This window comes from Bradyrhizobium sp. KB893862 SZCCT0404, from assembly GCF_018130885.1.
GTDB lineage: Bacteria > Pseudomonadota > Alphaproteobacteria > Rhizobiales > Xanthobacteraceae > Bradyrhizobium > Bradyrhizobium stylosanthis.
Map to the genome: position 1 here is coordinate 532,812 of NZ_JAFCLT010000002.1, position 20,617 is coordinate 553,428.

General features: G+C 65.9%; 23 protein-coding genes. 7 read left to right on the plus strand and 16 right to left on the minus strand.

The genetic code is table 11. From position 1 onward, the window contains the following. The first annotated feature begins 128 nt into the window (after positions 1 to 128). Positions 129 to 326, plus strand: a complete 198-nt coding sequence (locus JQ617_RS11315) for a hypothetical protein (RefSeq protein WP_212026831.1) — start codon at positions 129 to 131, stop codon at positions 324 to 326. Between the two features lie 221 nt (positions 327 to 547). Continuing rightward, positions 548 to 1,426: a hypothetical protein gene (locus tag JQ617_RS11320; RefSeq protein ID WP_212026808.1), complete on the plus strand. Its 879-nt coding sequence runs from the start codon at positions 548 to 550 to the stop codon at positions 1,424 to 1,426. Positions 1,427 to 1,525: 99 nt separating this feature from the next. Here JQ617_RS11320 and JQ617_RS11325 read toward each other — a convergent pair whose 3' ends face one another. The 4 genes from JQ617_RS11325 to JQ617_RS11340 form a co-directional block, all read right to left on the minus strand. Beyond that, a complete protein-coding gene (locus JQ617_RS11325) occupies positions 1,526 to 1,834 on the minus strand; it encodes a hypothetical protein (RefSeq protein WP_212026381.1) in 309 nt (102 codons plus the stop codon). 135 nt (positions 1,835 to 1,969) lie between these two features. Beyond that, positions 1,970 to 2,137 carry a DUF2934 domain-containing protein gene (locus JQ617_RS11330; RefSeq protein WP_212026382.1) on the minus strand — a complete coding sequence of 56 codons (168 nt, stop codon included), beginning with the start codon at positions 2,135 to 2,137 and terminating at the stop codon, positions 1,970 to 1,972. A 72-nt stretch (positions 2,138 to 2,209) separates the two neighbouring features. After that, entirely contained in the window at positions 2,210 to 3,202 is a 993-nt protein-coding gene (locus JQ617_RS11335) for an ATP-dependent DNA ligase (RefSeq protein ID WP_212026809.1), read from the minus strand. A 57-nt stretch (positions 3,203 to 3,259) separates the two neighbouring features. Beyond that, on the minus strand, positions 3,260 to 3,448 hold the full coding sequence (locus JQ617_RS11340) for a hypothetical protein (RefSeq protein ID WP_212026383.1): 189 nt from the start codon (positions 3,446 to 3,448) through the stop codon (positions 3,260 to 3,262). A gap of 91 nt (positions 3,449 to 3,539) precedes the next feature. On the opposite strand from JQ617_RS11340, the gene JQ617_RS11345 reads away from it, so the two are divergent. Continuing rightward, positions 3,540 to 4,055, plus strand: coding sequence for a YciE/YciF ferroxidase family protein (locus JQ617_RS11345; protein WP_212026384.1), 516 nt, complete (start codon positions 3,540 to 3,542; stop codon positions 4,053 to 4,055). 161 nt (positions 4,056 to 4,216) lie between these two features. On the opposite strand, the gene JQ617_RS11350 is transcribed toward JQ617_RS11345, so the two are convergent. The 10 genes from JQ617_RS11350 to JQ617_RS11395 form a co-directional block, all read right to left on the minus strand. Then, positions 4,217 to 5,716 (minus strand): tripartite tricarboxylate transporter permease, encoded by a 1,500-nt coding sequence (locus JQ617_RS11350; protein WP_212026385.1) that lies wholly within the window; start codon positions 5,714 to 5,716, stop codon positions 4,217 to 4,219. A 12-nt stretch (positions 5,717 to 5,728) separates the two neighbouring features. Continuing rightward, positions 5,729 to 6,196 (minus strand): tripartite tricarboxylate transporter TctB family protein, encoded by a 468-nt coding sequence (locus tag JQ617_RS11355; protein WP_212026386.1) that lies wholly within the window; start codon positions 6,194 to 6,196, stop codon positions 5,729 to 5,731. Next, the gene (locus JQ617_RS11360; RefSeq protein ID WP_212026387.1) at positions 6,193 to 6,978 is read right to left on the minus strand and encodes a carboxymuconolactone decarboxylase family protein; all 786 of its coding nucleotides are present in this window, start codon (positions 6,976 to 6,978) and stop codon (positions 6,193 to 6,195) included. Before JQ617_RS11360 ends, JQ617_RS11355 begins: the two co-directional genes overlap by 4 nt. A 13-nt stretch (positions 6,979 to 6,991) precedes the next feature. Continuing rightward, positions 6,992 to 7,765: an SDR family NAD(P)-dependent oxidoreductase gene (locus JQ617_RS11365; protein ID WP_212026388.1), complete on the minus strand. Its 774-nt coding sequence runs from the start codon at positions 7,763 to 7,765 to the stop codon at positions 6,992 to 6,994. Positions 7,766 to 7,776: 11 nt separating this feature from the next. Further along, positions 7,777 to 8,805, minus strand: a complete 1,029-nt coding sequence (locus JQ617_RS11370) for an acyl-CoA dehydrogenase family protein (RefSeq protein ID WP_212026389.1) — start codon at positions 8,803 to 8,805, stop codon at positions 7,777 to 7,779. Positions 8,806 to 8,841: 36 nt separating this feature from the next. Next, on the minus strand, positions 8,842 to 9,600 hold the full coding sequence (locus JQ617_RS11375) for an SDR family NAD(P)-dependent oxidoreductase (RefSeq protein ID WP_212026390.1): 759 nt from the start codon (positions 9,598 to 9,600) through the stop codon (positions 8,842 to 8,844). Further along, complete coding sequence (locus tag JQ617_RS11380) at positions 9,597 to 10,808, minus strand: acyl-CoA dehydrogenase (RefSeq protein WP_212026391.1); 1,212 nt, start codon at positions 10,806 to 10,808, stop codon at positions 9,597 to 9,599. The genes JQ617_RS11375 and JQ617_RS11380 overlap by 4 nt, the downstream gene beginning before the upstream one ends. 52 nt (positions 10,809 to 10,860) lie before the next feature. After that, positions 10,861 to 12,078 carry an ABC transporter substrate-binding protein gene (locus JQ617_RS11385; protein ID WP_212026392.1) on the minus strand — a complete coding sequence of 406 codons (1,218 nt, stop codon included), beginning with the start codon at positions 12,076 to 12,078 and terminating at the stop codon, positions 10,861 to 10,863. 63 nt (positions 12,079 to 12,141) lie between these two features. Then, complete coding sequence (locus JQ617_RS11390; protein ID WP_212026393.1) at positions 12,142 to 14,271, minus strand: acetate--CoA ligase family protein; 2,130 nt, start codon at positions 14,269 to 14,271, stop codon at positions 12,142 to 12,144. A gap of 1 nt (position 14,272) precedes the next feature. Continuing rightward, positions 14,273 to 15,043 carry an enoyl-CoA hydratase/isomerase family protein gene (locus JQ617_RS11395; protein ID WP_145662035.1) on the minus strand — a complete coding sequence of 257 codons (771 nt, stop codon included), beginning with the start codon at positions 15,041 to 15,043 and terminating at the stop codon, positions 14,273 to 14,275. A gap of 189 nt (positions 15,044 to 15,232) precedes the next feature. Between JQ617_RS11395 and JQ617_RS11400 the strand changes: the two genes are divergently transcribed. Beyond that, on the plus strand, positions 15,233 to 16,210 hold the full coding sequence (locus JQ617_RS11400) for a tripartite tricarboxylate transporter substrate binding protein (RefSeq protein WP_212026394.1): 978 nt from the start codon (positions 15,233 to 15,235) through the stop codon (positions 16,208 to 16,210). A 27-nt stretch (positions 16,211 to 16,237) separates the two neighbouring features. Here JQ617_RS11400 and JQ617_RS11405 read toward each other — a convergent pair whose 3' ends face one another. Continuing rightward, on the minus strand, positions 16,238 to 16,912 hold the full coding sequence (locus JQ617_RS11405; RefSeq protein ID WP_145662041.1) for a TetR/AcrR family transcriptional regulator: 675 nt from the start codon (positions 16,910 to 16,912) through the stop codon (positions 16,238 to 16,240). Between the two features lie 98 nt (positions 16,913 to 17,010). Between JQ617_RS11405 and JQ617_RS11410 the strand changes: the two genes are divergently transcribed. Next, positions 17,011 to 17,895 carry an SMP-30/gluconolactonase/LRE family protein gene (locus tag JQ617_RS11410; protein ID WP_212026395.1) on the plus strand — a complete coding sequence of 295 codons (885 nt, stop codon included), beginning with the start codon at positions 17,011 to 17,013 and terminating at the stop codon, positions 17,893 to 17,895. Positions 17,896 to 17,907: 12 nt separating this feature from the next. On the opposite strand, the gene JQ617_RS11415 is transcribed toward JQ617_RS11410, so the two are convergent. Next, entirely contained in the window at positions 17,908 to 18,825 is a 918-nt protein-coding gene (locus JQ617_RS11415; RefSeq protein WP_063688754.1) for a LysR family transcriptional regulator, read from the minus strand. 140 nt (positions 18,826 to 18,965) lie between these two features. Here JQ617_RS11415 and JQ617_RS11420 point away from each other — a divergent pair, with 140 nt between their 5' ends. Both JQ617_RS11420 and JQ617_RS11425 read left to right on the plus strand, forming a co-directional pair. Beyond that, on the plus strand, positions 18,966 to 20,048 hold the full coding sequence (locus tag JQ617_RS11420; RefSeq protein ID WP_212026396.1) for an LLM class flavin-dependent oxidoreductase: 1,083 nt from the start codon (positions 18,966 to 18,968) through the stop codon (positions 20,046 to 20,048). A gap of 46 nt (positions 20,049 to 20,094) precedes the next feature. Then, the gene (locus JQ617_RS11425; RefSeq protein WP_249156952.1) at positions 20,095 to 20,598 is read left to right on the plus strand and encodes a flavin reductase family protein; all 504 of its coding nucleotides are present in this window, start codon (positions 20,095 to 20,097) and stop codon (positions 20,596 to 20,598) included. The last annotated feature ends 19 nt before the right edge of the window (positions 20,599 to 20,617 follow it).

Genomic DNA, 20,617 nt, shown 5'->3' on the forward strand with positions numbered 1-20,617 from the left:
GGGCTCCAGGAACATGCGGCAGACTGCTTCGTTGGCACAGCCAGAGCTTTTGCCGGCGGGGACGAGGAGATGGCGCGCATCCATATCGGGACCTCGTGCCGGCATTGCGCGTCCGAGTCCCTTTTTCAATGACGTCCAGCTTCGATCATCTCAGCGACTCCAGCCTGTTGCGGCTCTATGAGGGCATTCGACAACAAGTCGAAGCCGACAGGGCACTTGGCGGCAGATACCGTCTGGTTGGCAAAGCCACCGAGCACCGGGCAAAGGGCCTGCAGGCCGAACTTGCCCTGCGCGGGGTGAAGTTCACGCCGATCGTCTGGCCCTAGCTAGGACCAGGCTGCGGGGAACCAGCTCGAAGCCGGCTCCCCCGCGAAAACGGCGGGCGATCTTCGATCGCCCTCGTTCCTTTGATTAGGAACCCCCGGGAGCACACCGAATTGTCAGGGCACAAATTCGGAGGAATTCCCATGGATGGGATCATCTATCTCGTCGGCTTGATCGTGATCGTCATGTTCATCCTGTCGCTGTTCGGCTTGCGGTGACGATGATGGAAACGCTTGTTACGGCCGAAAACGCGACGCTGCGGGAGCAAGGGCGGGTGCCGCCCTGGGGCCTGCAGTGGACGCCGATCATTGCCGGCGCCTTGGCAGCGTCGGCTCTTTCGCTGATCCTGATTTCGTTCGCAGCTTCACTCGGACTCGGTGTCGCCTCTGCTGCCCCGACATGGCGAGACACATCGTTTGCGCTTTGGCTGCTCTCGGGCATCTATCTGATCTTTCAGGCTCTCGTCAGCTTTGGTTGCGGCGGCTATTTTGCCGGACGTGTCCGGGCGCCCTACACGTCGCTCAACGAGGACGTCGCAACCCGCGACGGGATGCACGGTGTCGCCTCCTGGGCGCTCGCTGTCCTGATCGGCGCGGTTTTGACGGCATTGGTTGCATGGGCCGCGAGCAAGCCATCATCGACGATGCACCCGCCGTCCTCGTCTGAACCCTCGGTTCTGAGCTTCGAGCTCGATCATCTGTTCCGCGCGCCGCGTCGGCCGCCGAACGTCGATCTGAGCGCCGAAAGAGCCGAAGCTGCGCGCGTGCTGATGACGTCATCGAGCCACAACGGGGTCGCGCCTGAGGATCGGACCTATCTTGTCCAGCAGGTCACCGCGCTGACCGGCCTCACCGGTCCGGACGCGGAGAAGCGAGTCGATGCGACGATCGGGAACGCCAAGAGCGCCATCTCCAAGGCGCGCGCGGCGAGCATCATCCTCGCTTTCTCGGCCGCCGCTGCGTTGCTGTTCGGAGCCGTCGCCGCATGGGCGGGCGCCGCGGCAGGCGGTCGGCACAGAGATGGCCGGCCACTCTCCTCCTGGATGACACATTCGAACCGCTGGTCGAGCTACCCGGCCGAGACGCCGTCGTCCATGCCTTGAACGACGGCGATCAAGACCGACTTGCTCGCACTTGACTTGCTATTGGGGCGCCTCCGGTTACGGGGCGCCCCTCTTCATTGGAGAAAGACGAGCTGCGCGTCAGCAGCCCTTGTCGTCGGCCGCGGCAGTCTTGGACGATGACGATTGTTCGGCAGCCGTCGGCTGGCTTTGCATCTGACGCTGGGCGTCCTGCGACGAGGTGGCGGTGCTCTCGGTCGCTTTGTTCATCGCCGAGGTCGGCGGATGCTCCTTGGCATTCGATGATGCAACGCCCGTCGTTTCACCTGCCTTCCCTGTCGTCACCGGTCCGGAGCCCGCATCGCGATCGGCCGTGTTGCAGGGGCCGGCGAGTGCAATGGTCGAGCTGAGCGCCAGCAGGACGCCGGCCAGCATTGATTTTCCAAGCATGACAATCTCCTTCCTCGCTTTCACCGGCTGGGGTTTGGCGGAGCCGGGTCCGCCATCTTGCGATGTGCCGATCTAATCGCGAAAGACCCCGCCCGTTCCTAACGAGGCAGGAGCGGCGACTGCGCGCGGATCGCGCTATTCCGTGAATTTGTCCGATGCCTCGTCGGCGTTGATGGTGGGATCGCCGGACAGCTCCCGTTCCGCTTCGCGCCAGAACTCGTCGTCCCGCCCCTCCGGCCTGCCGGCCAGCTCCCAGAGCTGATGCGCGCGCGTCCGGATGCGATCCTCCATCGAGTCCGTCATGTGTCTCCTCCCTTTGTTGCTCATGCTTCCAACGTTGTTCCGGGAGGTCGCGTTCCAGGCGGACGCGCGCTGCTATCTGTTGGCCGATTTCTGCCGGAGCTGATCCATGCGGCATTGCGACGGCTTCTTGTCGGGGCGCCAGCGCAGGATCCTGGTGCCGTGACGAAACCGGTTGCCGGAGACATGGTCGTAGCAGACCTCGACGACATGAACCGGACGCACCGGCTGCCATTCGGCGGATCGCCTGGTCGACCATCGGCTGGGCCCGCCCGGCGCCTTGCCGGTGAAGCTGCTCTTGCTGATGATCTTCTCGAACTTGTCGGTCAGGCCGGGCCTGTCGGACGCCTTGATCGCCGAGGTGAACCCGACATGGTGCAGCAGCCCTGCCTCGTCGTAGAGTCCGAGCAGCAGTGAGCCGAGCACCTTGCGCCTGCCCTGCTTCTTCTCGCCATATCTGAAGCCGCCGACCACGCAATCGGCCGATCGCAGCAGCTTGATCTTCTGCATCCCGTCGCGCGTGCCGCTGCGATAGGCAAGGTCCAGCCGCTTTGCCACGACGCCGTCGTGGCCGTCCTCGATGTGCTGGAGCCACCGTTTCGCCTCGGCAAAATTGCGGATCGCCGGCGAAAGCTCGAATAGTTCGCTGCCCTTGAAATGGCGTCGCGCGAACTTTTCCAGCGCTGGCCGCCGCCTCGCCAGCGGCAGCGCTGCGACGTCCACGTCCGCCGATCGCAGCAGATCGAAGGCAATGAAGCGCGCGGGCGTTTCCCGGGCAAGGCGCTTGACCCGGCTGGCTGCCGGATGGATGCGCTGGAGCAAGGCGTCGAACGCGTAGCCTTGGTCGAGCTCGATGACCAATTCCCCGTCGAGCATGAAGGACGCGGCGGACAGAGCCGATGCGGCGGCAGCGACCTCCGGAAAATAGCGGACGAGGTCGCGGCCACCTTTCGACTGCATGCGAACACCGCGGCCGTCGCGAACGAGCAGGCAACGGAAACCATCCCATTTCGGCTCGTATTGCCATTGCCCGCCGCGGGGAAGCTCGGTGACGGATTCGGCTTCCATCGGCTCCATGGTCAACACTCGCAGCACGCCCCGATCATCGAGACGCTCGTACCCCGCTCAACCGGGTTTGGCAGGATGCGCGGTGCGCGGATGGCGATCGTGCAGCAGTCGCGCGAGCGCCTCCCGCTCCGAGGCATGCCCCTTCATCGCCGTCTCGAACAGCGCCTCCTGGACGTCGCGCGGCATATCACCCCAGACGTCCATGGCAGCCTGCCCCAGCAGATAAGCAAAGCGTTCGTCCGCCATGTCGAGCCTCACTCTCATACCCCAGGGATAGGAACTGCGGGCGCATGCCCGCGTTCCAAACCCATTATTTGGCAACGGAGACATTGACGATATGGGACTGTTCACCAAGGACATCAAATCGATGGACGACCTGCTCATCCACGGTCTGCAGGACATCTATTACGCGGAGCAGCAGATCCTGAAGGCGCTGCCGAAGATGATCGACAAGGCGACCAACCGCGACCTCGTGACCGGCCTGAAGACCCACCTCGAGGAGACCAACAAGCAGGTCGAGCGGCTCGAGAAGGCATTCGCCAAGCTCGGCAAGGAGCCCGGCGGCACGAAGTGCCCGGCGATCGACGGCATCATCAAGGAGGCCGACGAGACCGCGGGCGAGATCGAGGACAAGGCCGTGCTGGACGCCGCGATCGTCGCGAACGCGCAGGCCGTCGAGCACTACGAGATGTGCCGCTACGGCACGCTGATCGCCTGGGCCGAGGAGCTTGGGCATGACGAGATCGTGCGCTTCCTCACGACCAATCTGAACGAGGAGAAGGCCGCGAACACCAAGCTCAACACGGTAGCCTTGCGCAAGGGCGTCAACGCGAAGGCTTCCAGCGCGGCCTGAACGGCTACCGAGCGGAACGGATCGGCGGGGCCGTGCGCAAGCGCGGCCCTTTCGTTTCCGTTGCGGGACGCGTCTTCTCTATCCCGAAACCGGCCACAGGCGCCGTTACGGCCTCGAAGGCGGCAGGTTGATGGGTCACCGCACGAGCCTTCCGACGTCCCTCATTCCTGGAGCGCCTCCTCGCGGCGCGCGCGGATCGTCGGCAGCATGATCAGGATGATCGCGATGGCAGCCGCGGCCAGGAGGCTGGCCGAGAGCGGCGAGGTCAGCAGCACGGTGGCATCGCCCCGCGACAGCACCATGGCGCGGCGGAAGTTTTCCTCGATGGCCGGGCCCAGGACCAGGCCCAGCAGCAGCGGCGCCGCCGGCAGTTGCAGCTTGATCAGGACGTAGCCGAACACGCAGAACAATGCGGCCTCATAGACCTCGAACGTTCCGCTGTTGATGGAATAGACGCCGATCGAGCAGAACACCATGATCGCGGGGAAGAGATAGCGATAGGGAATGGTGAGCAGCTTCACCCAGAGGCCGACCAGCGGAAGGTTGAGGATCAAGAGCATCAGATTGCCGACCCACATCGAGGCGATCAGGCCCCAGAACAGGGTCGGGTTCTTGGTCATCACCTCCGGGCCCGGATGGATGTTGTGGATGTTCATGGCGCCGACCATCAGCGCCATCACGACGTTGGATGGCACGCCCAGGGTCAGCAGCGGAATGAACGAGGTCTGGGCGCCGGCATTGTTGGCGGATTCCGGGCCCGCAACGCCCTCGATCGCGCCCTTGCCGAACTTCTCGGGATGCCGCGACAGCTTCTTCTCCAGCGTGTAGGACGCAAAGGACGACAGTACCGCTCCGCCGCCGGGCAGAACGCCGAGCAGCGTGCCTAGCGCCGTACCGCGCAGCATCGCCGGCACCATGCGACGGACGTCGTCGCGGGTCGGAAACAGATTGGTGATCTTCTGCGTCACCAGCGACAGCTTGTCGTCCTGCTCGAGATTCTTGACGATCTCCGCAAAGCCGAAGATGCCCATCGCCAGCGGCACGAAATCGAGGCCGTCGAACAGCTGGGGGATGCCGAAGGCAAAACGCTGGCTGCCGCTGTTGAGGTCGGTGCCGACGAGGCTCAGCAGCATGCCGAGCACGACCATGCCGATGCCCTCGATGAAGGGGCCGCTCGACAGCACCGAGGCGAGGATCAGGCCGAGGATCATCAGCGCGAAGAACTCCTTCGGCCCGAACAAAAGCGCGGTTGCGGTCAGCGGCCCCGCGAGAGCCGCAAGGGCAAGCGTCGCGACGCATCCGGCGAAGAAGGAGCCGATGGCGGCGGTCGCGAGCGCGACGCCGGCGCGGCCCTGCTTGGCCATCTGGTAGCCGTCGATCGTGGTTACGACGGAGGAGGACTCGCCGGGCAGATTGACCACGATGGCCGTGGTCGAGCCGCCATATTGCGCGCCGTAATAGATGCCGGCGAGCATGATCAGCGCGGCGTCCGGCTGCAGCGCATAGGTGATCGGCAGCAGCATCGCGATGGTGGCGAGCGGGCCAAGGCCCGGAAGCACGCCGATCAGGGTGCCGAGCAGGCAGCCAAGAAACGCGTAGAACAGATTGGCGGGCTGGGCTGCTGTGGCAAAGCCGATCGCCAGATTGTGGAACAGATCCATCGACCGGCTCGCTCAGTTGAGAAGGGACGGCCAGACGGGCAACGGCAGCCCGAGACCATAGACGAAGACGGCAAGGCACAGCACGATGAGCACCGCCGCATTGGCCAGCGCGCCCGCCCAGGTGAACTCGGGGCTGGCCCGGCTCGACACCATGATCAGGACGAACAGCGCGCCGACCAGGCCGAGCGGAAACAGGAGGGCACCGAACAGGATGACGGATCCCGTGATCCAGGCGAGACCTTTGAAGTCCCATTTGCGCAGCGCCTCGCGGCCCGCAGCCGGCGTCATCGCGCCGAACATCACGACAAGTCCGATGGCCGCAAGGATGATCGCGAGCAGGCGCGGGAAATAGCCCGGCCCCATCTTCGCTGCCGTGCCTGCGGGGTATTGCAGCGCCGTCACGAAGAAGAAGATCGCAAAGGCGAGAAACAGGGCGCCGGAGGCAAAGGCCCTGTGATTGCGGATCGCCAATCCCTTCATTCCGGTGCTCCCTCCTCATCCTTCGGGGAGCCCTCCCCGAGCGCCTCCATCAGAACCGGCACGCCGAGGGCGCAGGCGTGTACGCCGAGATGCGCGGTCATCTGCAGCACCTGGCGGATGTCCCGCTGGCCGATGCCGAGCCGTAAGGCCCGCCTGATCTGCACGCGCAGCCCTTGCGGGTTGAGCGCGGTGAAGCAGCCGTTCAGCGCAAGCGAGATCAGGCATTGCGAGCGCCGGTCGAGACCGTCGCCGCCGGGCCGGTCGACGAGGAGATCCAGCAGGACGGCGAAATAACCGGGATCGCACCGCAGCCATTGCTCGCAGAAATCCGGCCAGTCGCCGAATTGCGCGATGTAGGCATCGCGCGACGCGTGCTGCTCTTTCGTGAGCTCGGCACGATCGGCCTGAAGACCGGCGCTCGCCAGCTCCTCGGCAAGGATGCCGATGCCGAGGTTGCAGCCGTCCAGCCCCTGCATCGTCGCGAGGCGAAACACGTCGACGATCTCCCGCGCCGTGGCGCCCTCCTTCAGCGCGAGGCGAAGGTGCAGCGCGAGGCCGGAGCGGAACAGATGCGTTGCCGATACGTCGAGCGCGACGTAGATCAGCTCGCGCATCTTGGCCGACAGCGGTCCGTTCTCCGCGGAATAGCCGCCGTATTTGCCGTAAGCTTCCAGAAACGCCGGATCGAACCGCAGCAGCCCCTCGGTCCAGGGCCGCCAATAGCCGCGCGCCTTGATATAGGCTTGCTTCAGCACCTGCTGTTCCGGCGTCAGGTCGGACATCGCGTTTGTCCCGTCAGGCAATGTTGGTCAGGGTGATGCCGCCGTCGACGGTGAGAACCTGCGCCGAGATGAAGCCGGCCTCGTCGCCGGCGAGGAAGCAGATCGCCTTGGCGATGTCGTCGACCGTGCCGAGCCGGCCGAGCGGCGTCCGCGCGACGCGGCGCGCGTCGAGCTCGGCATTGCGGTTGCGCATCGTTCCTTCGGTCGGGATCGCCGAGGGCGCCACCGCATTGACGCGGATGTTGCGTTCGCCGAGCTCGGCGGCGGCCGCCCGCGTGATGCCCATGACGCCGGCCTTGATGCCGCTGTAGACGATGCTGTTCTTGGCCGAGATCAGGCCGGCGACCGAAGCGACATTGACGATGGCGCCACCACGCTCCGCGTCCATGACCTCCGCGGCGGCCTGGATTCCCCAGATGATCGCCTTGAAACCGATGTTGAGCATGCGATCGATGGTTTCCGGAGCGATGTCCGGAACGGATTGATAGCGCACCCACGCCGCATTGTTGACGAGGATGTCGAAACGTCTCTGGCTCTCCGCCAGTCCGAGTACGGCCTGCCGCATGCCGTCGCGGCTGGCGACGTCCTGCGTGACGGCAACGGCGTTGCCGCCTGCCGCCTTGATCGCCTCCACGGTGCTGTCGACGAATTCCGGCTTCAAATCGTTGACGCCGACGATGGCGCCGCGCGCGGCGAGCTTGAGCGCGGTCGCGCGGCCGATACCGTTTCCGGCGCCGGTGACGAGTGCGACGCGGCCTGCGAGCGTCTGATCCCTGGTTTCGGTCATGGCTGTCTCCCTCACGCTCCTGCCTCGGCAAACGGAGCAACTTCCGATACGTAATTGCGGCCGAACCTGCCGATCAGGCCGCTGGCATCACCCTGTGCCTGCAGCGTGCGGATGCGGCGCAGATGGCGATGCACCGGCACGTCCCACGTGAAACCCATGCCGCCATGGATCTGCAGCGCGCCTTCGCTGATCGAGCTGCCATAGGTCGCGGCCGCCAGGAACGCGGCATCGCGCTGCACCGGCCCGCCGTCCCCGGACAGGCTGCGGGTGATCGCATGACGGATGCTCTCGAGGCCGAGCTTCTGGCGCGCCAGTGCATGGCGGATGGCCTGGTTGTAGGACAGGGCGTGACCGAACTGGCGGCGCGTCGAGGCATGCTCCTGCGCGAGCGCCAGGCACGCTTCGGCCGATCCCAGGATGGCCGCGGCGCGCAGCACATTGGCATCAGAGCTCAGCAGATCCCAGGTGCCGGGCGGCAGAATGGAGCCGATGGGAACCTCGACCGCTTCCAGCCGTACCGCGTGTTCCGGCACCGTCAGATCGAGGCCCGCCGCGTCCTCTATCACGACGCCCTTGGCATTGGCCGGAATCAGCGCCGCGGCACCGCCGCTCATCCGCACCAGAAGATGGTCGGCCGACGCCGCGCACGGTACGCGCGCGAGCGCACCGTTCAGCACCAGCAAGCCGCCGTCCCGCTCGGCCGCAGCCTCGCCCTGCCAGGCGATCGTCGCCAGCTTCTCGCCGGACACGATCGCGGCGGCAAGACGCGTCAGCGACGACTGCAGCAGCCGGCCGATGAGGATGGTCTCAAGCAGCGGAAAGCCGAGCAATCCCGAATGGGCGGCGGCGATCACCGGCACCGCGAAACCGAGCGGCAGCGCCAGTCCACCGACATCCTCATCCGCGATGACGCCGAGCAGGCCATCGCCGGCAAGGTTTTTCGCCTGCTCGCGTATGCTCAAGCCGGCACACGCGGTCACTGCGCGTGTCGCGGTTGCCGCGAACTCGTCGGGCTGAAGTCCTTCGGCCATGCTCATCATCGTCCTCTCCAAAAGCCTTGCGCCTGCGATCGCTCACTAGGCGAGATAACCGCCGTCGACCGGCAGGATGACGCCATTGACGTAGGAGGCCATCGCCGACGCCAGAAAGACCACCGGTCCCGCGATCTCCTCGGGCTGCCCCACGCGCTTCATCGGCGTCCGCGCCATCAGGCCGGAGAGCCTCGCCGGATTGTCGCGCGTGCTCTCGCTCATCTCGGTCGCGATGATGCCGGGCGCGACGGCATTGACGCGGATGCCGTCGGGCGCGAGATCGCGGGCAAGCGCCTGCGTGAACAGCCTGACCGCGCCCTTGGACGGCGAATAGCCGAGCGCACCGTTCATGCCGCCGAAGGCCGCGACCGACGCGACGTTGATGATGGATCCCCGCGACTTGCGTAGCGCGGGAATGAAGGCATGAACGACGTTGAAGGTGCCGTTGACATTGACGTCGAACACCTGGCGCCAGTTCTCGTGGGCGCGCGGGCTGTCGATCGGCTCGCGGATGATGATGCCGGCATTGTTGACGACGACGTCCGCGGGGCCGATCTCCTCGTCCACGCGGCTCGCCACGTCACGACAGGCTTGCGCATCCGTCACATCGAGGCCATAGGCGGCCGCCTCCCTGCCGCCATCCCTGATCTCGCGCGCCGCGGCATCGGCTCGCGCCTGCTGCAGATCGGTTACGACCACCTTCGCGCCGGCAGCGGCGACACCGAGCGCGATGGCACGGCCGATCCCCTGGCCCGCGCCGGTCACCACGACGAGACGATCGTGCAGCAGGCCCGCGACCATCATTTGCCTCGCGAGAGCTGGAGGATCCGGTCGGCGATGATGCCGAGCTGGATCTCGGTCGTTCCAGCATAGATGGTCTCGGCACGCGCCTGCAGGTAAATGGCTTCGAACCGCCGCCGCGCCACCTTGATCGCCTGGGTCTGCGGCAGCGAGGCCTGCGACAACAACTCGATCGCGAGCGCGGCAAAGCGCTGATGCGCTTCGCTCCAATAGAGCTTGGCGAGGCTGCCGCGCGCGCCGATCTTGTCACCCCTGGCGAGCGCCTCGACGGCGGTCTCGACATGCGCCTTCAGCACCTCGATCTCGACGGCGACCTCGCCGAGCCTGACCGCGTAGTGCCGGTCCGCCACCATCGCCGACAGCGCTGTGTCGGCCTTGCAGGCCGAAATCAGGTGACGCAGCTCGTTCTCGAAGCGCCAGGCGCGGTACATGCGGTTGGTCGCGCGCTCGATCTCCAGCACGCGGATAGCCGCGGCCCAACCCTCGTCGGGCGCGCCGATCGCGTCAGCCTGGGCGACCTCGACCTCGTCGAAGAACACCTCGCAAAAACTCTCGCGGCCGTCGATCGACTTGATGGTGCGCACGCGCACGCCCTTGGCATCGAGCGGCACCGCGAACATGGCGAGGCCGCGATGGCGGTCCTCCAGCGCTCCGGTGCGGGCGAGCACCAGGCAGCGGTGCGCGCGATAGGCGCCGCTGGTCCAGATCTTCTGGCCGGTGATCCGCCAACCGTCCCCGTCGCGCGTCGCGCGGGTGCGCAGGCCCGCAAGATCGGAGCCGGCCTCGGGCTCGGAAAAGCCCTGGCACCAGATGTTGCGCATCTCGAGGATCGCCGGCAGGAAACGCCGCTTCTGCTCCTCGGTGCCGACCGCGAGAATGATCGGGCCCGCAAGCTCCTTGCCGATCGAGTTGACGCTCTCCGGCATCGCGAGCCGGCCGATCTCCTGATTGGCGATGAGATGCTCGCGCAGGGAACGGCCATGCCCGCCATAGGCCTGCGGCCAGGTGATACCGGTGAGGCCGGCGCGGTACATCGCCGCCTCCCAGGCAACCGACTGCTGCAGCGTCGGCGATGCGAACGCGGCGCTGTCGCTGCGGAAGCTGGCCGGCAGATTGGCATTTAGCCAGCGATGCATCGCATCGCGATAGGCCTCGCCCACGAGGCTCTCGCTCACGATGGATTGCGCCGATACCGCCTGAAGTACACTCATCGCCTGCTTCCCGCTTTCGCTAGACTTGCCGTCATGCCGCGCCGCCTGTTCGTCACTGCGACTTCAGGAGGTCGCAGGCGCTCTCCGATGCCGGCCGCCACGCATCCTCGGGCGCGATCGTGCCGGTGATCTCGTAATAGTCGTAGGTGTATTTGGATTCCGCTGGGGTCTTGATCCGTGCGACATAGAGCGGACGCATCACCTGGCCGTCGGCGCGGATGCTGACGTTCTTCATCTCGAAATCATTGACCGGCGTGTTCTTCATCTGCCGCATCACGGCATCGCCATCGTCGGAACCGGCGGCAGCGACCGCCTTCAGGTAGTGCGAGATGGCGCTGTAGGTGGCCGACTTGCCTTCGTTGAGGAGCTGGCCGTTGGTGGCGTCGGCAAAGCGCTTGGCAAAGGCCCGGCTCTCCGGCGTCATGTCCCAGTAGAAGGGCGTCGTCAGCCGCACGTTCTGGAGGTCCTTCAGACCAATCCCGTGGGTCTGGCTGATCATGAGGCCGAGCGGAACGAGCAGCTGCGACTTGGTCAGGCCGAATTCCTGCGCCTGCTTGATCGAATTTGCGAAATCGGAGCCCGAATTGGCGAGCGCAATCGCCTTGGCGCCGCTGGCCTGCGCCGTCAGCAGGAACGAGGACAGATCCGACGCATTCAGGGGATGCAGCACCGAGCCGACCACCTTGCCGCCGCCCGCTTCGATGAACTTGGTCGCATCCGACTGCCAGGCCTTGCCGAAGGCATAGTCGACGGTCAGGAAGAACCAGCTGTTGACGCCCTGTGCGAGCAGCGCCTTCACCGTGGCCTTGGGCTGCGCATAGGTGTCGACCACCCATTGCGTGGTCATCGGCGAGCATTTGTCGTTGGTGAAGAACGAGCCCGCCGTGCCGGCCAGCATGTAGGGCTTCCTGCGGTTCTTCGTGATCTCCTGCACGGCCAGCGCGATCGAGGAGGCCGAGCAGCCGACGATGGCATCGACGCCCTCATTGTCGAGCCAGCGCATGGCAATGGCGACGCCGACGTCGGGCTTGTTCTGGTCGTCGGCGATGACGAGCTCGATCTTCTTGCCGGCAACCATGCCGCCGAAATCGGCAATCGCGAGCTTGGCGGCCGCGACCGAACCAAGCCCGCAATTGTCGGCATAGGGGCCGTTCTGGTCGTTCATGATGCCGATTTTGACCACGTCGCCCGTGATGCCCTGCGCGGCCAGGGGCGCGTTCGTCAGCAGCAGGGCCATCATGCCGAGCGCCGCGATCACCGATCTCATCATCCTATCCTCCTGCTTCCTTTGCGTTTCCTCTGGGTCCGCTTGTGCGGCCTCTTGTCGTTGGTTTCAGTGGCCCTGGGCCGGCCGCGCGCCATGCGGGATCAGCAGCGCATCGAGCGCCACGGCGCCCTCGCCCCTGGCGCGGAGCAGCAGCGGGTTGACATCGATCTCGGCAACCGTGCCGGCATTGGCGGCGGCGAAGCGAGACAATGCGGCGACGGCCCGGGCCGCGGCGTCGAGGTCGGCGCGCGGCCGCCCCCGCGCGCCGTCGAGCACGGCGAACGCCTTGAGCGATGTCAGCATCTCCATGGCCTGAGCCTCGCTGACCGGTGCCATCTGCACGGCGGAGTCCTGCAGGATCTCGGCAAAGATGCCGCCGAGACCGACCATCACCACCGGGCCGAACACGGGATCGATACGGCTGCCGAGGATCAGCTCGGCGACGCCCTTGGCCATCGGCGCCACGATCACGCCGTCGATCGCAGCGTTCGGGGCATTGCTGGCGACGCGGTCGCGCATCTGCGCATAGGCGCGGCGGACTTCGGCTTCGGAGCCGAGGCCAACGATCACCCCGCCAACCTCCGTCTTGTGCGGCAGATCGGGCGAGGCGATCTTCAGCACCACGGGATAGCCGATCTCGGTGGCGGCACGCGCGGCGGCGTCCGCATCCTGCACGAGACGCTCGGCGAGCACCGGCACGCCTGCGTCGGCAAGCGCCTGCTTGGCGCCGAGCTCGTGGCGGAAGGCATCGGCCGAAAGCGGCGCCCCTTGCGCGACGGCCGCCGGCCTGTCCTGCGGTCGCTGCGCCGCGGCGTGCAACCGCACCAGCGCGGCGACGGTGGCGCAGCAGCCGTCGAAGCTGGCGATGGTCGGAAAGCCCAGGGCATGCAGCTCGGTCAGCGCATCGGGCGGGCCGTCGACGCACAGGACGATCGGACGGTGGGGAAACTGCGCACGCATGTTGCGCAGCGTGTCCATGTAGATGGAACGCAGGCGCGGCAGATGCAGCGAGAACGGCAGCGGCAGGATCACCGTATCGGTCCGCTCGTCCGCCACGACGGCGGTCATGATCTTCTCCAAGAGATCGGGACGGCTCGACATCTGCGCGGTGGCGTCGACGGGGTTTCGGGCCGATGCAAACGGCACGAGCTCGAGGATTTTTCGCTGCGTCTCCGCGCCGAGCTCCGGCAATGTCAGCCCGACCGACTGCGCGGCGTCCGCGAGCAGCACGCCAAAGCCGCCCGATGCGGTGAGGATCGCAATGCCCGGCCCCTTCGGCAACCGGTCCGGCAGCAGGATCGATGCAGCGTGGCCGAGATCGATCAGCTCGTCGAGGCTGCGCACGCGCACCGCGCCGCAACGGGCAAACAGCGCGTCGAACACGGCGTCCGACCCCGCCATCGCTCCGGTGTGCGAGGCGGCGGCAGCCTGCCCGGCCTCGGATGTTCCGATCTTGATGGCGATGACGGGCTTACCCGCATCGCGCGCCTCTTCGAGCGCGGTGATCAGCCGGCCGGCGTCGCGACAGGTTTCGAGAGCACAGAGAATGACCTTCGTCGCGGGATCGCGCGCCATCCAGGCAATGCCGTCGGCGATATCGATGTCGCACTCGTTGCCGGTGGTGATGAAGCGGCTGACGCCGACGCCGCGCTCGCTGGCGAGGCGCATGGTGTAGCTGCCGAGATTGCCGCTTTGCGAGACGATGCCGAGCGAGCCCGCGGCCGGCATGCCGTGCTCGAGCACGATCGAAAAGGTCGCGATGCTCTTCTCGGCGATGCTGACCGCACCGAGACAGTTCGGACCCAGGAGGCGCATGCCGCTCTTCTGAGCGGCAACGCGCAGCCGGTCCTGCATCGCGCAGCCCTGCTCGCCGAGCTCGGCAAAGCCCGACGAGAACACGACGACGCTGCGGACGCCGCGGGCGGCGCACTGCTCCACGGCCTCGCCTGCGCGCTCCGCATCGACCGCGATGATGGCGAGGTCAGGCGCTTCCGGCAGCTCGGTGACGGACGCATAGGCCTTGAGCCCCTGCACCGTCGCGGCCTTCGGGTTGACCGGATAGATCCGGCCCGCATAGCCGTGCCGGCGCAGCAGATCGACCGGCCGGCCGCCGATCTTGGTCGCTTCCTGCGAGGCGCCGATGACCGCGATCGAACGCGGCGACATCAGCGCATCGAGCCCTTCTCCCGGCCGCATCTCAGCGCCCCTTGAACACCGGTGCGCGCTTCTCCAGGAACGCCATGCGCGCCTCCTTGGCGTCTTCGGTCTTGGACAACGCCATCGTGATGTTCTGCTCGAAGCGGTAGGCATCGCGCGGCGGCATCAGCTCGACCATGTTCGCCGCGTTCTTGGCGTATTCCATCGCGATCGGGCTCTTCGAGGCGATCTCGCGCGCAAGCTTCATCGCCTCGGGAAGCAGGTTCTCCTTGGTGGTGCAGGCCTCGATGATGCCGAGACGATAGAGCTCGGCGGCCGGCACGCGATAGCCGGTGAAGAACATCCGGCGCATCAGGGAGCGGCCGAACAACGTGTTCAGCATCGCAGCGCCGCCGGCGAGCCCGACATTGATCTCGGGCATGCCGAACACGGCTTCCTCGCAGGCGTAGAAGATGTCGCAGGAGGCCATCAGGCCGACGCCTGCTCCGAGCGCGACGCCGTTGATCGCGGCAATCACCGGCTTCGAACATTCGCGAATGCAGTTGCCTGTCTCGCGCGTGATGCGGTTATGGCTGTGAAACGCGCCGACCTTGGTCGGGTCCGGGCGGTCCTTCAGATCCGCGCCGCTGCAGAACACCTTTCCGGCGCCGGTCAGGATCGCGACCCTGACGTCCTGGCGCTCGGAGATCTCGTCGAACACCGCCACGATGCGGTCGCGCATGGCGCGATCGAGCGCGTTCACCGGAGGCCGGTTCAGCGTCACCAGCGCAATGTTGTCGGACACTTCGAGGGTGACGATATCTCCTGACATGGGCTTCCTCCTGGTTTCTGTTCGTCTTGCTTGTGGTCGCATCGCGACGCCTGACCGATCGGTCAGCTTTTCGTGCTGATAACACCAACCATGGCCGCTTGCAATATCCTCTCGTAGTCCTATTGACCGACCGATCGGTCAGCCGTTAGTTTCCGCGGCAAGCAAGAACGACCTTTGAGGAGGATTCCCATGCCCAGGATCAGCCGACGCCAGGCGACAGCTCTGATCGCCGGCGCTCTCGCCGCACCGCTTGGCGCACCCGCGATCGTCAGGGCGCGCGGATCGCAGATCTTCATCATCGTGCCCTATGCGCCCGGCGGCTCGATCGACAGCCTGATGCGCTCGATCGCGAAGGTCATGGCGGAAAGCCTCGACCAGCCGGTGCTGGTCGACAACAAGCCCGGCGCCAACGGCATCGTCGGCTCGCAATATGTGGCGCGCGCGCCGAAGGACGGATCGGTCCTGCTGGCGGGCGGCACCGGGCCGATTTCGCTGAACGTGCTGCTGCGCAAGAACCTGCCCTACAAGCTCGAGGACTTCGCCTCCGTCGCCATGCTCTGCAACGGGCCGCTGTCGCTGACCGTCAACGCGCGCACGCCCGCCACCGACGTCAAGAGCTTCGTCGCCTACGCCAAGGGCCGCGACAAGCCGCTGTTCTATGCAACGCTCGGGCCCGGCAGCGTCACGCATCTGTTCGGGATCATGATGGGCAAGTCGATGGGATTTGCCGTCACCGAGGTTGCCTATCGCAACAACCCGGCCTCCATCATGGAGACGCTGTCGGGAGAGTGCGATCTCAATTTCGCAACGCCTGCCGCCGTGATCGAGCACGCGCGCGGCGGCCAGCTCCGCATCCTCGCGGTCTCATCGGACAAGCGCATGGCGACGCTTCCCGAGATCCCGACGCTGGCCGAATCCGGCTATCCTGATCTGACGGCCTCGTTCTGGACCGCGCTGCACGCGCCCGCGGGCACGCCGCGCGACGTCATCGCGCGTCTGAATGCGGCAGCAAACGCGGCGATGCAGAAGCCGGAGATCGCAAAGCAGCTCGAGACCGACGGCCTGATGGTCGATACCGGCGCGCCGGAACGGCTCGACGCCCAATTGACCAAGGACGCCGCGCTCTGGGGGCCGGTGATCAAGGCGCAAAACATCGTTCTGGAATGAGGCGACGTGCGCGGCGCCGCCCGCCGGTCAGCGCGACTTGCGCCGGCCGGCCTTGGGCGGCTCCGCCCCGGGAAGCGCGACCAGCTCGCCGCTGCGCAGGCCATTGAAGATCATGTCGAAGAAGACGTCGGCGATCTGCTCGGGCGTCGCGGACTTGTTGGGATTGTACCAGCGATGCATCCAGTTGAGCGAGGACAGGATCAGCCGCCCGGTCATGGGCACATCGACCTTGCGGATTTCGCCGGCATCGATGGCTTCCTGGATCAGGCCGCGCAGGAAATTCTCGAAACGGTCGCGACGCGTCAACCGCTCCTTGTGCCTGCTTCGATCGGGATCGTTCCAGAACGCGGTGGTCGAGGCGATCCAGGCCCAGCGGTAGCGGCGGAAATATTCCGCGGTGGCGACCATGAAGGCGCGGATCTTCTGCGACGGCGGCCCATCGGGAATGCGGTCGCGCACGAACAGATAGAGCTCGAGCGTGGAGCCGACCGCCACGCGCGCGTAGATCTCGTCCTTGTTGGAGAAGTGATGATAGAGCAGCGACTTGGATATGCCGCAGGCGAGCGCGATGTCGCGCATCGAGGTGCCCTCGAAACCCTTGCTGGCGAACAGCCTGCCGGCCTCGGCGAGGATCTGCAGCACGCGGTCCGAGGCCTCGGCCTGGTTCGCAACGCCATCCTTCATCGTTGACAGTTCAGTCATGAACTCCGCAATCCATTCATCAGCCAGCGAGTCTTTAGAATGAACCTAGGTTTTCACCGACCGATCGGTCAAGCCCGGCGAATCCCGCGGAAGGAACCATGAGCGCAATCCGCACCAGGCGCATCGGCGCAACCAGGGACCAGCTCGGCGAGAGCCCGGTGTGGGACGAGCGCGGGCAGCGCCTGTTCTGGATCGACGCCCTGGCCGGATTGATTCACGTGCTCGATCCCGCGACCGGCGCGGCCGAGCAGTTCAGCGCGCCCGCCCCGATCGGCTCGCTGGCATTGCGAGGCGACAGCGGCGCGGTCCTCGCCTTGCGCAACGGATTTGCGACTTACGATTTCGACAGGCGGGCCCTGACGCACGGCCCCTCGATCGGGCTCGATCACCCGAAGGTGCGGCTCAACGACGGCAAGGCCGATCCCCACGGCAACTTCCTCGCAGGCACCATGCATGGCGACCGCGCAGCGGACGAGGCGCCACTCGGCGGTCTTTATCGGCTGGACGTCTCAGGCGCGCTGCAATTGCTGGAGAGCGACCTCGCCGTGAGCAACGGCCCCTGCTTCAGCCCGGACGGACGCACCTTCTACCTCGCCGACAGTGCAAGGCGGATCATCTGGGCCTATGATTACAGGGCGGACGGCCCGCTCGCCAGCAAACGAATCTTCGCCGACACGGAAGCGCAAGGATCCGGATGCGACGGCGCCACGGTCGATGCTGAGGGTCACCTCTGGTCCGTGCTGGTGCGCATCGGCAAGATCGCGCGGTTTTCGCCCGATGGCAGGATCGTACGGACGATCGACATGCCGGTCCGTCACCCCACCAGCGTGACGTTCGGCGGGCCCGATCTCGACGTGCTCTACGTGACGTCGATCTCGCGCAGCCACGCGCTCGCCGACGATCATCCGGATGCCGGCGGCCTGTTCGCCGTCGAGGGCCTCGGCGTGCGCGGCTTGCCGGCGCACAGGTTTGGCGCGCCCTGACCGGCCGCCCGGCTATTGCGCCGACCGCTTGACCTGCTTGGGCACGTTCTCCGCCATGTAATCGACGAACACCCTGATCTTCTCCGGCCGATAGCTGCTCTGGAGAAACGTCGCGTAAATGCCCTCGTCGAAGGTGGAGTTCGTCACGCGGAAGCCCGGCAGCAGGCGAACGAGCCGCCTGCTCTTCACCTCCTCCGCCACGGTGTAGTCGTCGAGCAGGGCGATGCCGTGCCCGGTGACGGCGAGATCGCATAGCACCACGCCGTTGTTGCTGCTGAAGGACGACGGCACCACGATCTCGCGCAGCTTGTTCCTGCGCATGAACTTCCAGACCACATCGTCGGGACCCATCCAGTAGGTCAGGCAATTGTGGCGGGTGATATCCTCCGGCTCGCGCAGTTTCGGCATCCGGCCGACATAGTCGGGCGAGGCTACGAGAATCCGCTCGCTCCGCAGCAGCCTTCGCTGCATCAGGCCGGGGTCCGTGGGCGCCTGGATCTGGAAGTCGACATCGAATTCGCCTTCGCGAAGCTGGGGACGCCGCTCCGACAGGCGCAGCTCCACCTTCAGCTCCGGATAGAGCTTCTGGAAGCCCGGTATCAGCGGCGTGAGCACCTTGATGCCGAACAGCGTGCGCGAATGCACCCGCAACGTGCCGCGCGGCGCGGTCTGCAACGAAAGCGCGGCGGCTTCGGCATCCTCGATGCCGTGCAGCACCTGCTCGGTGCGCTGGAAGAAGATCTTGCCGGCATCGGTCAATCCGAGATGGCGCGTGCTGCGGTTCAGCAGCTGCACGCCGAGCTGCGCCTCGAGCTCGCCGATATAGCGCGACACCGAGGCCGGCGAGAGCCCGACGCGGCGCCCGGCGGCCGAAAAGCTGCCCTCGCGGACGGCGCTGACGAACAATTCCATGGCCTGGAGGCGATTCATCGATCTTTTCAGATTTTGCAAAGGACATGATCAGATTACGTCAATTGTTCGAAAATGCTCAAGCCCCTAACGTCATGAGAACGCGTCGCAAGAGCGACCAGCGGATCGCAAATGCGACCGCGAGGCGGAGGAAGCAATCGATGGAATTCGGCGTATTCATTCTGGCGCAGCAGCGCGGCTATCATCAGAGCTCGCAGCAGGTCATCAACAACGCCGTCGAGCAGACCGTGATCGCCGAGCAGGCCGGCTTCGATACGGCCTGGTACGCCGAGCATCACTTCAACAATTACAGCCTCTGCCCCTCGCCGCTGATGATGGTCGCGCATTGCGCCGGCCTCACCCGGCGCATCCGCCTCGGCACTGCGGTCTGCGTGCTGCCGCTGTACAATCCGGCGCGGCTGCTCGGCGAGATCGGCTTTGCCGACACCGTCTCGAACGGCCGCCTCGATCTCGGCATCGGCTCGGGCTACCAGAAATTCGAGTTCGACCGTTTCGGCGTCGACCTCGACCATTCGCATGCGCTGTTCGCCGAGTTCTACGACGTGCTCGAGGCCGGCATGCGCGAGCGCATCTTCTCCTATGACGGCGAGCACCTGAAGATGCCGCCGACGGCGATCGCGGTGCGCACGGTGCAGAAGCCGATGCCGCCGATCTGGGTCACGTCCGGCCACGGCGAGACGCTTGGCCGCGCCATTCGAGACAACCACAATCTCTTCGTCACCGCGCTCCTGAACGGCCTCGACGCCATCAAGGCCCTGCGCGAACGTCTCGAAGGGATCGCTGCGAAGGAAGGCCGCTCCATCGACGACACGCATGTCGGCTTCCTGCGCTGCGCCTATGCCAGCGACAACGACAGCGAGATCCAGTCCTATCTCGACAATGCGCGTTTCCAGCGCCGGCTCTCCGAAAGCCTGAAGTTCCGCCGCGCCCAGAGCGACGACGGCTATCTGATCAAGGAAGAGGCCGGACCGAACGACATGAGCCTGGAGACGATGCGCAGCAACCTGCCCGTCGGCAGCGTCAACCAGGTGATCGACCGCATGCTGGAGGAGATCAGCATTCTCAAGCCGAGCCACATCGCGCTGCAGACCCAGCTCGGCGATTTCGACCAGCGCACGATGCTGAAGCAGATCGAATTGTGGGGCAGCAGGATCATTCCGGCGATCCGCAAGGAGCTGAGATCCGGCCGCGGCAAGGTCGCGGGCGAAGCGGTGTCGGCGTAGGCGCACCCGGCGAGGCGAGGTTCGGAGGCACGTCATGGGATGCCAGATGTCTCAGATGACCGATGTCCGGTCGGTCGAAGCCGCCGAATTCCGGCTGGCCATGCGCAACCTCGCGAGCGGCGTCGCCATCGTGGCGACGGGAACGCAAACCACCCGGCGAGGCCTGACGGTCAGCTCCGTCACCTCGCTGTGCATGGATCCGCCCTGCCTTCTCGTCGGCGTCAATTCAAGCTCCGAGACGCACGCCGCGATCCTCGCCAATGGGCGTTTCGGGGTCAGCCTGCTCGGCAGGGGGCAGGAGGACCTGGCGCTGCGGTTTGCCGGCGGCATCAAGGGCGTCGAGCGCTTCGCGACGGCGCCGTGGGCGCAAGGCGTCCTCGACGTGCCGCTGCTGGAGCCCGCGATCGGCGCGCTGGAATGCGTGTTGCATCATCACCAGGTCGTCGGCACGCACGGTCTCTTCATCGGCAGGATCGTGGCGACGCGCGGCGGCAACGGCGATCCGCTGGTCAACTTCCAGGGTGCTCTACGCGCCCTGCCGCAGGTATGATCGCCTTGCGATCGGCACG